Genomic DNA, 15,709 nt, shown 5'->3' with positions numbered 1-15,709 from the left:
CCCAACACTTTCTGTGGCTGATCGAACACAAATTTTGCCAATTTCAGATGATTTTCCGTTCGGTTGACGATCAAACCGTTTCCCGCATATTCCATTGTTATTAAAAAGAATGTTTATTTTTCCTGTACATTCGAAAGGACAAAGCCGAATTTTTCTTCGGTAATTTGTTAAAATCCGTATTTCTGCAAAAAATGAATTATTGTTTAAGTTTTGTTATTTATAAATCTGCAATTCCCAAAAAATAACTTTACCTGAAAATCGCTCCTTCTTTTTTAATTATCTGAAAAATACTTAACTTTCTTTTGTTTCAGTAATTAAAAATTTCTGAACCATTGCCCTTGTCCGGAAAAATATTTTAAACTAATTTAATTATGGCAGATGAATTGATTCCTGAAGAGGTGCGGCAGTTCATTATTGATAAGATTGATTCCGTCGCTGAATTGGAAGGACTCCTGCTCCTTCGCAATCAAGCGGAAATTGAATGGGACAGCGCGACATTAGCCCGCAGGCTCTATATAAATCCACAGCAAACCCAAGAAATTTTAGCGCACCTCCATGCACAGGGATTTCTGGCAGTCAAGGAAAACAATTTAATCAGTTACATTTATCAACCAAACTCGCCTGAACTGGCAGAGATGGTAAATCGTGTTGCTGAAATTTATGCGAAATATTTAATCCCTGTCACGAATTTGATCCACAATAAGCCACAAAGCAGGGTCCAGAAGTTTGCCGATGCCTTCAAATTCATAAGGAGGGAGGATAAATAAGAATGATCGGAGCGGTTTATCTGTTATGCGCTTTAACCGCCTTGCTGTGCGCTTGGCTTCTGCTGAAAGCTTATCACCGGAGCGGGTATAAACTGCTGCTCTGGGGTGGTTTGTGTTTTATCGGCTTGACGTTGAACAACACGCTCTTGGTTGTTGACAAGTTGCTAGTATCGTACTTTGACTTTTCAATGATTCGTTTATTAGTGGCATTTGCGGCAGTTCTGGTGTTCTTGTACGGGCTGATCTGGGATTCGGAATAAGGATAAAATTATGAGTCAATTGTTGCTGGGGGCGATAGCCATGACGAATTTGACGATCGGATTGTTTTTCCTGCGTTTCTGGAAAAGAACGTACGACCGTTTCTTTCTTTTTTTCGCGGTGTCTTTTACTCTGGAAGGAATAAACAGAATTCTGCTCGGGCTGAGCTATAACGCCAGCGAGAATGAGCCGGTTTACTATTTGGTCAGACTTCTTTCCTTCGTTCTGATCCTAGTGGCGATTATTGACAAGAACCGGATAAATAAATCTCAAGGTGATAATTAGTATTTGAAATCTGTTTTTGAAGTAATTTAGCGTCTATATACCCGAAAAAATATTTACCCAAGATTCAGAGGTCGATATCGACCATATTGTGCCCCTCGCGCATGCCCACCGGCATGGCGCCGATAGCTGGACAAAAAAAGCAGCGTAGAGCATTTGCGAATGACTTCGACAATCTCGTTGTGGTCAGCGACAAAACTAATCATTCCAAATCAGATAAAGCGCCCCATGAATGGTTGTCCCCTCGCACAGCCTATTAGCATGAGGATGGCAAGCAATGGAAGCATATTAAGCATAAATACCCATTGATCTCTACTCAACAAGAATAAGCTGCCTTGAACTCATTAGCCAAAACCTGCCGTTAGCAGTCAGATTCATTCATTGATTGAATGCTCTTTCTGCCCTTTCTGTTCGATTCGTTTAAGCAATGCAAACAGCTCACTATCGGTTGAAAGCACCAGGGTAGCACCGCCATTAACAATCTTGCGGTAGGTCTCCATGCTCTTGATGAATTTATAAAATTCGGCAGCTTCAGGTTTCTGCGCATAAGCCTTGGCGTAGATTTCCGACGCTTTGGCATCTGCTTCACCACGAATTTCCTGAACACGCTTGTAAGCGGTCGATGCGATCTCGTTAATATCGCGCTCCTTATTACCAGTGATACGTGCTGCCTCCCCCTCACCTTCCGAACGGAAACGCTGCGCAATCTGCAACCGCTCACTGATCATCCGCTGATAAATGCGTTCCAGTACCTGCTGATTGTAATGAATGCGCTTGAAGCGGACATCGAGCAATTCAATGCCAAACTCTGCCAATTTAGGTGCGGCTGCGTCGAACACTTCTTGCTCGATCGCAGCACGGCCCATTTTGATCGGCCGTAATTGCCCCAGTGTGCCTGTACCTGTGAGAGAACCCAAGCTCTCATCCTGCAGTGGTTGCCGGTCTTTATCCGAACGCACTGCTTCGATAAGCTCGTGCCGCGCAATGGCTGTGCGCGTTTCGCTACCCAAGATATCTTCCAGGCGTGACTGAGCGCTGCGTTCATCCCGCAGTCGCAGGTAGTAGCGCATCGGCTCTTGAATCCGCCAGCGGGCAAACGTATCAACCTGCACATAAGTTTTATCCTTGGTTGACATTTCCACCATCGGCCCATCCCAGGCCAGATAGCGTTTATCAAAACTATTCACGCGCTGGATAAAAGGCAGTTTGAAATGCAATCCCGGCGTCGTAATCGGATCCCCTACCGGCTTGCCAAACTGGGTAATAATAACCTGCTCGGTCTGATTGACCGTATAAGTAGACATCGCTACCAGAATCACGACCGCCAGGATAAATACGATGCTTTTTATCGACTGTTTCATTGCGGCATCTCCACTGGTCTGGTTGGAAAAGGCAGCATCGGCAAGATCTGCTGCACCGTATCGTCCACGATAATTTGCTGCCTGGCTTGCGGCAAAACTTCACCCAGGGTCTCCAGATAGATACGGGTGCGCGTCACTTCCGGCGCTTTGAGATATTGTTCCAGCAACTGATTGAAGGCAGCCACATCCCCCTCGGCTTCATTAATGCGCTTAAAGCGATAGCCATCGGCTGCACGTATTTTCTGATCGGCTTCACCGCGTGCGCGCGGCACCGCTTTGTTGTACTCGCCGTTGGCCAGATTAATGGCATTTTCCCGATCCTGCTGGGCACGGTTGACTTCATTAAAAGAGGGCTGCACCGGCTCCGGTGGATTGACATTTTTCAACTGCACCTGGTTAATGGTCATCCCCAACTGATAGTGTTCTGCCAGCAGACGAATACGCGCTAAGGCAGTTTCCTCAATCTCTTGCCGACCGATAGTAATGATCTCATCGACCGTGCGGTCGCCTACGACCTCGCGCATCACTGCCTCGGAAATATCCCGTAAAGTCAGGCCAGGGTCGCGCACATCAAACAGGTATTTTTCAGGATCCGTAATGCGATACTGCACGATCCATTCCACCAGAGCTGAATTCAGATCGCCGGTTACCATCGATTTCTCCAGCTCTGGCTCATCACCAGCCTGATCGGGATTAGTATACCCGGGTGTGGCAAAACCGAATTCCAGTTTCTGCTGCCGCTGCGTCGGTACCGAGATCACAGTATCAATTTCAAACGGCAACTTGACGTGTAAGCCCGACGGAACTTTTTCGATATATTTGCCAAAGCGAAGCACAATTCCTTCCGACTCGGCCGGAATGGTATAAAACGTAGAAGTCAACGCCACGATCAGCAGCATGAGACCCAGCATTCCCAGCAACGGAGAAATGGGCAATGCATTTAAAATGCGCCCCAGAATCAACTTGAGATCGCTCATTTACAACCTCCCGTTAAAAAGAGTGAGCAGCTTGGAACAGCGTTAGAGAGCCTAACTTCAGCTACTCCTTTTGATCAAAAAGAATTGAATGTACTGCTATGGAATGGGAAAGCTAGAACCGTAAACCGAAGCGTCCTCCCAAGGTATCCATACCTTCATTCTCATCTGCGAGAAAGGCATTGGACACATGATCAAAATAAACCGACAACGAGGTTCTGGCGCCGAGGCGATAGCCTATCTCAATCGGAATATGAAACAGCACACGTGACCCGAGTGCCTTACGATCATGTTGCTCAAAATGAAGTTTACCGTTGTGCACGGCCCCGCCTATACCAATACCGAAAAAAACCCCACTGGTGTGCTCGTATTGCCAACGAATATCCGTATACAACTTGGAGGTATCCCCCGCTGTATTCGCCGACCCGCCAAAGGCGGGACGAATGCTGCCACCGAGAAATTTGATATGAGGTGAAAAAATGGCTTCCAGATTGAAATCAACCCCGCTCTCGCGATTGAAACCGCTCCACAAACCACCGGTATCATGGTGCAGTATGCCGAACTTGACCTCATGCAACCAGGCAAGCGTCTTCCGCTCCTCTGCAAAGCCAGCAGAGGAAACAATACAAGACAGGCTGAAAATTAATCCCCCAATAATTTGAGTGCGCATAATAAAACAAATACCCCTCACATTTCTATGAAGGTAATTTAACAACAGATGAGATATTTGGTCTATCCATCTTTGATGAAAAAAATTTTTATAGATCACATCGCATCCTTCAATTCATCTCAAATACACCCGTCTCTAGATCAGCTTCACTAGATTTTCAGGTTATTCCATTTCTAAATCAAAAATGACGCAAAGGCGAGCTGCAGATAGTATCAATCATACGGCAAGGTGAAGCCGACAAAATTAGTTTTGATTTAGAAATGGAATTAGAGACAAAAAAACGCTGACAGAAATAGCAGTCAATATATGGTACAAACTGCCAGCCTCATTTTGAGGCACTTGAAATAATCCTTATCCTACCTCAACATAAAGCAGTTACTCACAGCCTTATCCACGAAAATTGTGAATAAAGGATTTCAATGGGTAATATTCAAATTAACCTGTCCATAATTTAAAACGCAAATGTACTTTATTTTCGGTAGATAATTAGCCAAACGGATTAATATCGAGATATCGCGTTTCCTTGTTTATGTGTATAGAAGGTAAAAAACATTTATTCCCTTTTTAAATCAAAAATGGCGTAAAAGAGAGCTGCAGATAGGATGAATAATACGGCAGGGCAAAACCAACAAAGCCGGGTTTGATGTAAAAGTGGCATAATGAAAATAAAGACGGACCATGTGCAAATGTTAGCTTCTTTTTAAAGCAGTCGAAATAACCCTTACTCTCCCTCGACATAACCCAGTTACCCACAGCCTTATCCACGAAAATTGTGGATAATCACTTTTAGCTATCGGTACAAAGGCTCGAGCTTAGCATCCCTCTGATGTAGATCTTAAAGAAGCAGGTAGCCAGAGAGAATTCATCCCGAAAAAAGCATAAAATTGATACGGTCTAATAACTTTCATAGGTAAATCTGATGGAATCAAATCGCTACACACGCGGACAAGAAGCCCTTGCCAGAATTCATGGACATATCGGTGAGGGCGTCATGGATACCCTCAAGGATATCGCACCTGACTTTGCCCGCTTTATTATCGAATTTCCATACGGTGATATTTATTCGCGTGGCGTTTTGTCACCGAAAGAACGGCAAATCGCCACCATTGCCTCCCTCACCACCCTCGGCAATGCGCCTACCGAATTGAAAGCCCATATCCAAGGGGGGTTAAACGTTGGCTGCACCCGACAGGAAATTGTGGAGGTGATCATCCAAATGGCGGTGTATGCCGGCTTCCCGGCCGCGGTGAATGCGCTACTGGTAGCCAAAGAAGTTTTTGCAGAGCTTGATAAGAAATAAGGGTTCTATGTGAAATCCTGTGGGTCAATAAATCGAAGTTTTCCACATAAAAGATAAAAACTGTAAGCACCTGCATTATTGCTTTGTTATTTATCACTACTTTATATTGTTAAATAATAAAGTATGTTTGCCTTGATTGTATTTATTCATTGCTTCAAGGATTTCTATGCATTAGCGATAAATTAAGGAGACAAGTTATGTATAAATTAACTTTAACATCCATAGGAACAACAATATTGGCTAGTACATTTATGTTTACCAGCATCGTATTTGCTCAGAGTATCACAAATGATCAGAACCCTGCTGCTAGTACTAGCACTCCTGGAACTCCTCATAGTTCTCGTACTACTCCTGTTAGTCCGGATACTCCTAGTGCTCCTAGTAGCTCTGTTATTCCTGGCACTCCTTCTAGTCCGAACACCACGGGTACGCCTGTTAGTCCTGGCACCCCTGGTAGCTCTGTTATTCCAGGTACTCCTTCTAGTCCTGGCACTACTGGCACCCCGCGTAGTCCTGGTACTCCCGATACTCCTAGTATTCCTAGTGCTCCTGGTAGTCCTAGTACCCCTGGTACCTCGCGTTATTAATAGTCAGCTCGATTATTAACTACTTACTCGTTACCAGAGTGATAGATTGCGGATGAGCAATTCAATCTCAAGCCAGATATAGAAAAAGGCCGCATATGCGGCCTTTTTGTAGGTATTGTGTTTGTAAGTATTAATTAGGTTCTGTCTTAACCCGCTCCTACCCCTATTCCGATACGCTCTAACATATTTGTTACCAAAAGGGTATATTAGATTAGCATGCATAAACCTGGCCGCCATAAACAAGATAAGCAACATGGGCTTGTAGGAAAATTCAACCAAAGCGAATAGAAACAAAAAATCCAGCAATGTCAGGCCAAGAAAATCGCAAAATTAACGGAAACTTTGGCTTAGGAATCTTTTCCCTCTCAATTTGCCTGATTCCATTTCCAAATCTAACATGACACGAAGGCGAGCCGCAGACTGTATAACTAATATAGCCAGGTAGAGCCGACAAAGTTTGTTTTGATTTAGAAATGGAATTAGCTGGCATATTAAGAGCAGATTTGCCCTATGTATGGCATAACGTTATTTAACCAAATTCAATGTCATAACCTGCTTGAGGTTAAAAACCAGCGTGTGGACGCTTACCTGAAACTGCACTTTCACTAATCCAATTTATTTCACCTGGAACCAAAATAGGCAGCTTGACTACTAGACTAAATGATCACCCTCAACTTAAAACTTTTGATATCAGCGAATTGTTACCAATGCCATTCCGTAAAAGCGGAGGTAGCTGTCCAGTATTCTCACCAGAAAATGATATGCTTCTTTCACAAAAATTAAATTCATATTCTCAAAATATCATTATCATTTTTAAAGATAACTAATAGGAATGTACTATGTGGGGGCTCAAACTCGCCGTATGCATACTCTTTGACTTAATTGATTTCACACTGGGGCGCACGCTTTTCATCATTCCCTTTGGAGGAGAACTGATCGGCTGTGCCCTTTGCGCAGCCATGTTTGGTCCAAGCGGATTGCTCTATGGGCTAGAAGCGCTCGATGTGACTGAACAGATTGATGGGTTTATTCCCACTGCAACGATTATTGCGCTGATGAATAGACCTAAATCTGATAGTAACGCTAACGCGTAACACACAGGATAAGAAGGATTTTTAGTATGCAGCAAATGAAGCAAAACGCCTGATGCTCACAAGAAAGAGGATCTTACTTTACTACTTCAATTGGTAACTCGGATTCCTCGGCATTTGGGAAATTCAGCGCATCCCCAAAATGGGATATCTGCCTTTTCCCCTTGCTTGGCTACCCGTTGCACCATTGAGCCACCACATTTGGGGCAGTCGGGCGCATTTATTGGTATGTCAGGTGTTGGTGAGGGTGCCTGAGAAACCTTCTCTTCAGTAGAAGAACAAACCGACACATTCGCACGCGCTTTCTCGATCATGATCGAAAGCGCAGAGCCGTCAATCAATTCAATATTTCGCCCTTTGGCGAATGACTTTGCCTCCGCTGTAAAGACTCCAGAGGTTACCACGAATCCACCCGTTGCTCCTTTTGTTACCATCACGCCAAGCAGCTCGCGCACCACGTTGACTGATACTTTATAAGCTCGCCACTGCTTGCATTGAACGAGAAAAACTTCTCCTTCTTTTTTAAGGACCAGATCAATGCCACCATCAGCCCCACCCCCACCTGTTTCCACAACTGAAAATCCATGTATGCGAAAAGCTTCTCCTACCAACAATTCGAAATCTCTCCAGCTAATATCGCGCAAACCCTCACTGAGTTTTCCCTTGCCAACAGTTTGGATAAGATTCTTACGCTTGCGCCGTTTGATAAAAGATCCCAACGCACCGGATAAAAATAGCAGTGGCAGAATATATTGCCCATAGTAAGCAAAAGTTCGACCCATTTTCTCAATGACCACATGGCTCATCTTCCCCGGAACAGCATTAGTTGGCAGTTCAAGTACAGCATAATGCTGCAAAATGCTATAGGCGATAACAGCAAGAATAACTCCCATCCACCACGGCAGTGCAACTGTTATATCCATCAAATCTTCTGCAAGGCTAGCTTTTCTTCTTCCCATCATTTTCTCCAGTAGCTTGAAATTAGCTTATGCAAATTACATTACTTTATATTGTGGCGTTTTACTGCCATGAGACACCTGACGGCTATCTTGCAAATTCATGCATGCCTTTAAACAACAGCAACAACCAAACCGGATTTAGTTCAGATTTTGTGATTGTTTTTCAGCTACTTCAAAGGTAACAAGCGATGTAAGGTGACTGGATAGTGTCCGCACCCATCAGAATATTTATGGTTTTTGTGTTAATGCCATTAGAATATAAGACTGGAAGGAAGATGAAGTTCAAAAAAAGAATAAGAATAAATGGTCATATCAAATTTTTCAGTATTGAGCCAGCATGATGAGCAATTGCTACGTCTTGGTATGCTTGCTGAAAAGTATTTCGCAGATGATCCCAATACCTGCCTTCTCAAGCTACGCCAGTTAGCTGAATCTCTGGCTCAGTTGCTGGCTGCCCGCACCGGCCTCTACATCTCTTCCGAAGAAACGCAATATGATCTGCTGCGGCGATTGCAGGATAATAGCGTCATGCCGCGTGAAGTCTTTCAAATGTTCAATGAGGTACGGCGTGCAGGAAATGCAGCCAGTCATTCACTAGCCGGCGATCATCGCACTGCGCTGTCCACGCTTAAACTCACCAGGGAAATGGGGTTATGGTTTCATCGTACTTTCAGGGATGCCAACTATAAATCGGGCCCTTTTATTCCACCCCAAGCACCACCTAATGAAAGCGCCGAGTTACAGACTGAATTGGAGCGTCTGAAAAAAGAACTCTCTGATTATCAGGCAACGCATGCCGAGGTAACCGAGAAATTAAGTATCACCGAGGCCAGATTACGCGAAGCCAAGGATGAACAAGCTTTCTGGGAAAATATGGCCGCTGAGACAGAGCAAGCCAAGCTCGCACTTGAAAAAAGCTTGCTCAAACAGCAGAACGCTACCGTGGCGCAGCCCAAAGATGTCCTGGTAAAAATAGTCGCTGCCGCCAATAAGGCTGTGGATGCCGTGCAATTGGATGAAGCCGATACCCGCAAACTCATCGACCAGCAACTGCGCCAAGCCGGTTGGGAAGCGGATTCAGAAGTACTCAAATTTAAGAAAGGTACTCGTCCTGAGAAAAACCGCAACCGTGCCATTGCCGAATGGCCGACTGAAAGTGGTCCAGCCGATTACGTATTGTTTATCGGCTTAACACCGGTCGCCGTGGTGGAAGCCAAGCGTAAACATATCGATGTTTCCGGCGCCTTGCAGCAGGCTAAGCGTTACAGCCGCACCTTCACGCCCAGCAATGAAACCGTATTACCCGCAGAGAATTGGGGTAACGAGAATGTTTATCGCATTCCCTTTGCCTTCTCAGCAAATGGACGTCCATTCCTACGTCAGCTTGCCACCAAGAGCGGTATCTGGTTCTGTGATCTGCGCCGCGCAGATAATCTGGGCCATCCTCTCAATGGCTGGTATACGCCAGAAGGTTTAGTAGAATTCATCAAGCGTGATGAAGCAAAAGCGCACGCGCAACTCGCGCAAGCCCCTTTCCACTACGGCTTTCCGTTGCGAGACTATCAGCAGCAAGCGATTCTTGCCGTAGAAAAAGGCATTGAGGCGGGACAACGTGCGATGTTATTAGCCATGGCGACCGGCACGGGCAAAACCAAAACTTGTATTGCCTTGATTTACCGTTTACTCAAGGTGCAGCGTTTTCGCCGTATTTTATTTTTGGTGGATCGCTCAGCGCTGGGTGAACAGGCAGCGAACGCCTTCAAAGATACGCGCATGGAGAACCTGCAAACCTTCGCCAATATCTTCAATATCAAGGAGCTGGATGAGCCAACCCCGGATACCGACACGGCAGTACACATCGCCACAGTACAAGGCATGGTGCAACGCCTGCTGTTTGCTGCGGAGGATGCACAACCACCCAGTGTGGATCAATACGATTGCATTGTGGTGGACGAGTGCCATCGTGGCTATCTGTTGGACAGAGAACTGTCCGATACCGAAATGACTTTCCGTGGTTTTGACGATTACATTTCCAAATATCGCCGTGTGCTGGACTACTTTGATGCGTATAAAATCGGACTGACCGCCACGCCAGCCTTGCACACGACTGAAATTTTTGGTTTACCGATTTATACCTACAGTTATCGCGAAGCAGTGATTGATGGCTATCTGGTTGATTACGAGCCGCCGATTCAGATTCAAACTGAACTCTCCATCCAGGGCATCAACTGGAAAGCAGGAGAAAATATCAAGGTTTTCAACGGGCACTACAATCAGATCGAGCTTTTCAAAACGCCTGACGACCTCAAGCTTGAAGTAGAGGATTTCAATCGCAAAGTCATTACCGAATCGTTCAATCGGGTGGTGTGTGAGTATTTGGCAAAGGAGCTGGACCCTGCTTCGCGTCAAAAAACGCTGATCTTCTGCGCCACGGACGCGCATGCCGACATGGTCGTTGATTTACTCAAACAGGCTTTTGCAGTCCACTATGGCAGCGTGGAAGATGATGCAGTCATCAAAATTACCGGCGCGGCGGATAAACCGCTGCAACTGATCCGCCGTTACAAGAACGAATTGAATCCCAATGTGGCGGTGACGGTTGATTTGCTGACCACAGGCATCGATGTACCTGAAATTTGTAATCTGGTCTTCCTGCGCCGGGTAAACAGTCGTATATTGTTTGACCAGATGCTCGGGCGCGCGACCCGCTTGTGTGATGAAATTGGCAAAGAAGCTTTCCGTGTGTTTGACGCGGTACAGATTTTTGCAACCCTGGCGGATATGACTGACATGCAGCCCGTCGTAATTAACCCTAAAATCAGCTTCAGCCAATTGACGCAGGAACTGGCCACGGTCAAGAGCGAGGAAGCCCGTCAACTGGTACGTGATCAATTGCTCGCCAAACTGCAAAGTAAGAAACGACATCTGTCAGAGCAAGCTGCCCGTGATTTCGAAATCAAAGCCGGCATGACGCCTGAAGCATTCATCCACAAGCTTAAAGCGATGCCGCTTGATGAAGTAGCGGCATGGTTTACTCAAAACCCAGATCTGGGCGAAATCCTTGATCGCAAGTGCGCAGGGGCAGCCTCACCTGTGTTAATCTCCGAGCATGAAGACAAACTGCATAAAGTAGAACGCGGCTATGGTAAGGGCAAGAAACCGGAAGATTATCTCAAGGAGTTTACCACTTTCATCCAGCAACACAGCAACGATATCCCGGCGCTGCTGACTGTGCGCACACGTCCACGCGATCTTACCCGTAAGCAATTACGCAAGCTGGAGCTGGAACTCCATAAGGCCGGCTTCACCGAAACGAACCTGGCGACCGCCTGGCGCGAAATGACCAACCAGGATATTGCCGCGCGCATCATCGGCTATATCCGCCAAGCTGCTATTGGCGATGCGCTGCTGCCCTACAGCGAACGTGTCGACCACGCCCTGCAAAAACTGCTCGCCAGCCGGGGCTGGACCACCCCGCAGCGTGACTGGCTCAAGCGCATCGCGGCCCAGACCAAAGCCAACCTGCTGGTAGACCGCGAAGCGCTGGATGACCCCGATCTCGTGTTCAAGCGCGAAGGCGGCGATTTCAATCGCCTGGACAAGCTGTTCAATGGTGAACTACAGCAAGTGCTGGATAGCTTTAACGATTCACTCTGGCCGGATACTCACTCGGCTTAATTGATAGAAAGAAGAAACAACATGGTTTTACCCAATAACAAAATCACCTCCGATATCGTCAGCAAACTGTGGAATCTATGCAACATCCTCAAGGATGACGGTGTCACTTACCACCAATACGTCACCGAACTCACCTATTTGCTGTTCCTCAAAATGGCCAATGAAACCGGCACTGAAGATCAGCTACCGGAAGGGTATCGCTGGGCTGATCTGGAGGCGCGGGCTGCGCCGGATCGGCTGGAATTTTACAAGATGCTGCTCATCTACCTGGGCAATCATGGCTCCACCCTGGTGCAGGAAATATTCGCCAATGCCAGCAGCTTCATCCGCAAGCCTGCCACTCTTTCCACGCTGGTGGCTGAAATCGACAAGCTGGACTGGTACAGCGTGCATCGGGAAGATTTGGGTGATCTGTATGAAGGGCTGCTGGAAAAGAATGCGAATGAAAAGAAATCAGGTGCTGGGCAATACTTTACTCCTCGCCCGCTGGTCAATTGCATGGTGCGGGTGATGCAGCCGACACTCACTGATATCATTCAGGATCCAGCAGCAGGAACAGGGGGTTTTCTCATTGCCGCTAATCATTATCTACGCACACACCATGACTTTGATGCCCTGATCGAAGTGCAGCAACGCAAATACCGTCACAACACCTTTTACGGCATGGAACATGTGCAGGACGCTCACCGCCTCGCGCTGATGAATTTGATGTTGCATGGCATCGATAGCGGCATCCGCTATGGCGATACCCTGAGTCCGGAAGGTGCGGCGCTGCCCAAAGCCACCTTGATCCTGACCAATCCGCCGTTTGGCACCAAGAAAGGTGGCGGCCTGCCGAGCCGCGATGATTTCACCTATGCCACCAGCAACAAGCAGTTTGCCTTTTTGCAGCATATCTACCGCGCACTCAAACCCGGTGGTCGCGCTGCCGTGGTACTGCCGGACAATGTGTTGTTTGAAAGCAATGTCGGCACGCATATCCGCCGTGATCTGATGGACAAATGCAACCTGCACACTATTTTACGTCTGCCCACCGGCATTTTTTATGCGCAAGGGGTGAAAACCAATGTATTGTTCTTCACGCGCGGCGAAAGCGACAAAGGTAACACCCAAGCAGTCTGGGTTTATGACCTGCGCGCCAACATGCCGCAGTTTGGCAAGCGTACCCAGCTCACGCAAGAGCATTTCGCTGAATTTGAAGCCTTTTTCGGCGCCGACCCGCATGGTAACAACACCGAATCCCGTCATTCCCGTCAAAGCGGAAATCCAGAAATTGCAAGATTTCGCGTCTTTACCCGCGAGGAAATCACTGCGCGTGGTGACAGCCTGGATATTGCCTGGCTCAAGGATGAGAGCCAAGTCGATAATGAAGAATTGCACGAACCCGCTTTACTGGCAAACGAAGCAATGGATGAGCTTGAAGGGGCGTTGGTAGAACTGCGCGGGATCTTGGAAGAGTTGGGTGAGGATATCGAGGAGATTGAGGCGTGAGTGATCTTCCTAAAGGGTGGACCTTGAGTGTGTTAGGGAAAATCGCTTCTTGGGGATCTGGGGGAACACCATCAAGAAATAACCCTAGCTATTATGGTGGTGGAATACCGTGGATAAAAACAGGAGAACTCGGTCAACGCATCATTATTACAACCGATGAAACAATTTCCCAAGAAGGCCTGAATAATTCCAGCGCAAAGCTATTTCCTGCTGGCTCTGTTGTTATTGCGATGTATGGAGCAACTATTGGAAAAACTAGTATTCTCGGTATTGAAGCAACTACGAATCAGGCTTGTGCTGTTGGAATTCCTAATAAAGATCTCACTTCAAAGGAATATTTGTATTACTACCTATGTTCTCAAAAGAATTCTTTTGTTGAAGCAGGAAAAGGAGGTGCACAACCAAATATATCGCAATCAATTATAAAAGAATGGAGTGTGCCTCTCGCCCCCCTCAACGAACAAAAACGCATCGCCGACAAACTCGATACTCTCCTCGTGCGAGTAGATGCTTGCCGCGAACGCCTCGACCGTATCCCCGCCATCCTCAAACGCTTCCGCCAAGCAGTACTTGTTGCTGCAACCTCGGGGAAGTTGACTGAAGATTGGCAAAAAATCAATAGTGACAAAGTAAAATGGGAGTCTGTTAAGTTTACTGACGTTGGAGAATTAAACAGAGGCAAGTCAAAGCACCGTCCACGCAATGATTCACGACTGTATGGAGGGCCTTACCCATTTATCCAAACTGGTGATATAGCGCAATCTGGTGGAATAATTATTACTCATAGCCAAACCTATAGCGAGTTTGGTCTCGCGCAGAGCAAGCTATGGCCATCTGGCACTGTGTGTATTACGATTGCCGCAAATATTGCCGATACTGCGATTCTTACTTACCCAGCATGCTTTCCGGATAGCGTTGTCGGTTTTATTAATAATCCTGAGAAATGCCTGCCAGAATTTATTAAATGGTCAATTGATGTCATGAGCAAAAAAATAAAATCCTTTGCTCCTGCTACTGCTCAGAAAAATATCAATCTTGCTATCCTTAATGATCTAGAGTTTCCATGCCCATCAATAGATGAACAAAAAGAAATCGTGCGTCGTGTCGAGGCCTTGTTCGCCTATGCCGACCGCCTAGAAGCCCGCTACACCACCGCCCGCACTCAAGTGGAAAAACTCACTCCTGCCCTGCTCGCCAAAGCCTTTCGCGGTGAACTGGTGCCGCAGAATCCCAGCGACGAGCCTGCAAGCGTGTTGCTCGAGCGCATTCGATCATCCCGCGCTGAAAGCAAAATCAAACCCAAACCAAGGCACAACCACAGCTCGCCTTGTTAAAAACGATGCTCTTATGAATTTTCTGCGCCATATTATCGAACCTTCCCGGTTGCTGATGACTTGGCAACCGCTGGATTTAAATGCACCCTCGTGTACGCGGCGCGTCATTGGTGAGATATGTCAAGAAAACAGCGGCCAGATCGTTTTTCGGTATCTGAAAGATAACCCTGATTTTGAAGCAGCTAGAAAAGCAGGTTTTAAAGATTTTCCAGCATTCCGACTGAAACATAACGAGGTACGCCAAGGCGTCATTGAATCATTGCTGCGCCGCTTACCACCGCGTAATCGTGAGGACTTTGCTGAATTTCTTGCTCAACATCGCCTGCCTTATCCGTTTAACTACTCTGATATGGCTTTACTCGGCTATACGGGCGCACGTTTACCAAGCGATGGGTTTGCCTTGGTTCCGGATTTCTCCGAATGCGAAACCCCATGTGATTACCTCATGGAGGTCGCTGGTATACGTCATACTTCCTGCCTAGATGTAAGCAATATTCACTTAGATGATCCAGTTGAGTTTGCAGTTGATCAGAATAACCCGGTAGATCAAGATGCTTTGCTGGTAATTTGCCAGGGACAGAAAATCGGCTATGTCAATAGAGCCTTCAGAGCAAGTTTACATCACTGGCTTAGGCAATATCATGTTTCAGCAGCTATTGAAAAACTTAATGGAAAATCAGAGCACCCGCTTGTGTATGTGCGCATCAACGCAAACTAAATACAGGCGGATTCAACTGGATTCCAATTAGCTTTCTAAGTAGATAAATCGTGACATAACCCGCGTAAGGAGCAATAACTATAAGGCATTGCACCGTATGTGCTATTTCACCATCTGGTGCAATGCGTTTCACTTATTGCACCCTAGTGTGCCCGGCATGGGTTAAAACTTGTTATCTGAGAGGAGATAACCGGAGTTAGTAACGACAACCGTAGTGAAACGCAAGGGGGAAACCGCGA

General features: G+C 46.5%; 15 protein-coding genes. 10 read left to right on the top strand and 5 right to left on the bottom strand.

Going from position 1 to position 15,709, the window contains the following annotated elements; all coding sequences use genetic code 11:
• Nucleotides 1-371 precede the first annotated feature (371 nt).
• Genes BM283_RS03300 through BM283_RS03290 form a run of 3 tightly spaced genes read left to right on the top strand, consistent with a single transcriptional unit; the run spans nucleotide 372 to nucleotide 1,310 of the window.
• Nucleotides 372-767, top strand: coding sequence for a hypothetical protein (locus BM283_RS03300; protein WP_090689477.1), 396 nt, complete (start codon nucleotides 372-374; stop codon nucleotides 765-767).
• 2 nt (nucleotides 768-769) lie between these two features.
• Nucleotides 770-1,027: a DUF5985 family protein gene (locus BM283_RS03295; RefSeq protein WP_090689473.1), complete on the top strand. Its 258-nt coding sequence runs from the start codon at nucleotides 770-772 to the stop codon at nucleotides 1,025-1,027.
• Nucleotides 1,028-1,037: 10 nt separating this feature from the next.
• On the top strand, nucleotides 1,038-1,310 hold the full coding sequence (locus tag BM283_RS03290; RefSeq protein WP_090689470.1) for a DUF5985 family protein: 273 nt from the start codon (nucleotides 1,038-1,040) through the stop codon (nucleotides 1,308-1,310).
• A 53-nt stretch (nucleotides 1,311-1,363) separates the two neighbouring features.
• Here BM283_RS03290 and BM283_RS18595 read toward each other — a convergent pair whose 3' ends face one another.
• The 4 genes from BM283_RS18595 to BM283_RS03275 form a co-directional block, all read right to left on the bottom strand.
• Complete coding sequence (locus tag BM283_RS18595) at nucleotides 1,364-1,513, bottom strand: hypothetical protein (protein WP_175492007.1); 150 nt, start codon at nucleotides 1,511-1,513, stop codon at nucleotides 1,364-1,366.
• A 168-nt stretch (nucleotides 1,514-1,681) separates the two neighbouring features.
• Complete coding sequence (gene hflC, locus BM283_RS03285) at nucleotides 1,682-2,668, bottom strand: protease modulator HflC (RefSeq protein WP_090689464.1); 987 nt, start codon at nucleotides 2,666-2,668, stop codon at nucleotides 1,682-1,684.
• Nucleotides 2,665-3,645, bottom strand: a complete 981-nt coding sequence (gene hflK / locus BM283_RS03280; RefSeq protein WP_090689462.1) for an FtsH protease activity modulator HflK — start codon at nucleotides 3,643-3,645, stop codon at nucleotides 2,665-2,667. Before hflK ends, hflC begins: the two co-directional genes overlap by 4 nt.
• A 112-nt stretch (nucleotides 3,646-3,757) precedes the next feature.
• Nucleotides 3,758-4,312 (bottom strand): acyloxyacyl hydrolase, encoded by a 555-nt coding sequence (locus tag BM283_RS03275; protein ID WP_090689458.1) that lies wholly within the window; start codon nucleotides 4,310-4,312, stop codon nucleotides 3,758-3,760.
• A 919-nt stretch (nucleotides 4,313-5,231) separates the two neighbouring features.
• Between BM283_RS03275 and BM283_RS03270 the strand changes: the two genes are divergently transcribed.
• From BM283_RS03270 to BM283_RS03255, 3 genes are all read left to right on the top strand, one after another.
• Nucleotides 5,232-5,612 carry a carboxymuconolactone decarboxylase family protein gene (locus tag BM283_RS03270; protein WP_090689455.1) on the top strand — a complete coding sequence of 127 codons (381 nt, stop codon included), beginning with the start codon at nucleotides 5,232-5,234 and terminating at the stop codon, nucleotides 5,610-5,612.
• A gap of 197 nt (nucleotides 5,613-5,809) precedes the next feature.
• A complete protein-coding gene (locus BM283_RS19230; RefSeq protein WP_139225178.1) occupies nucleotides 5,810-6,199 on the top strand; it encodes a hypothetical protein in 390 nt (129 codons plus the stop codon).
• Between the two features lie 839 nt (nucleotides 6,200-7,038).
• Nucleotides 7,039-7,293: a hypothetical protein gene (locus BM283_RS03255; RefSeq protein WP_046850705.1), complete on the top strand. Its 255-nt coding sequence runs from the start codon at nucleotides 7,039-7,041 to the stop codon at nucleotides 7,291-7,293.
• Nucleotides 7,294-7,379: 86 nt separating this feature from the next.
• On the opposite strand, the gene BM283_RS03250 is transcribed toward BM283_RS03255, so the two are convergent.
• Nucleotides 7,380-8,249, bottom strand: coding sequence for a restriction endonuclease (locus BM283_RS03250; RefSeq protein ID WP_217646425.1), 870 nt, complete (start codon nucleotides 8,247-8,249; stop codon nucleotides 7,380-7,382).
• 303 nt (nucleotides 8,250-8,552) lie between these two features.
• Between BM283_RS03250 and hsdR the strand changes: the two genes are divergently transcribed.
• Genes hsdR through BM283_RS03230 form a run of 4 tightly spaced genes read left to right on the top strand, consistent with a single transcriptional unit; the run spans nucleotide 8,553 to nucleotide 15,470 of the window.
• Entirely contained in the window at nucleotides 8,553-11,927 is a 3,375-nt protein-coding gene (gene hsdR, locus BM283_RS03245; protein WP_090689443.1) for a type I restriction-modification system endonuclease, read from the top strand.
• A 21-nt stretch (nucleotides 11,928-11,948) separates the two neighbouring features.
• Entirely contained in the window at nucleotides 11,949-13,418 is a 1,470-nt protein-coding gene (locus BM283_RS03240) for a class I SAM-dependent DNA methyltransferase (protein ID WP_090689440.1), read from the top strand.
• The gene (locus tag BM283_RS03235; RefSeq protein ID WP_090689437.1) at nucleotides 13,415-14,752 is read left to right on the top strand and encodes a restriction endonuclease subunit S; all 1,338 of its coding nucleotides are present in this window, start codon (nucleotides 13,415-13,417) and stop codon (nucleotides 14,750-14,752) included. Before BM283_RS03240 ends, BM283_RS03235 begins: the two co-directional genes overlap by 4 nt.
• A 13-nt stretch (nucleotides 14,753-14,765) precedes the next feature.
• Nucleotides 14,766-15,470, top strand: a complete 705-nt coding sequence (locus BM283_RS03230; RefSeq protein WP_090689434.1) for a hypothetical protein — start codon at nucleotides 14,766-14,768, stop codon at nucleotides 15,468-15,470.
• Nucleotides 15,471-15,709 lie beyond the last annotated feature (239 nt).

Source organism: Nitrosomonas sp. Nm34, from assembly GCF_900113925.1.
Taxonomy (GTDB): domain Bacteria; phylum Pseudomonadota; class Gammaproteobacteria; order Burkholderiales; family Nitrosomonadaceae; genus Nitrosomonas.
This window is presented reverse-complemented; position numbering and strand designations above follow the sequence as displayed.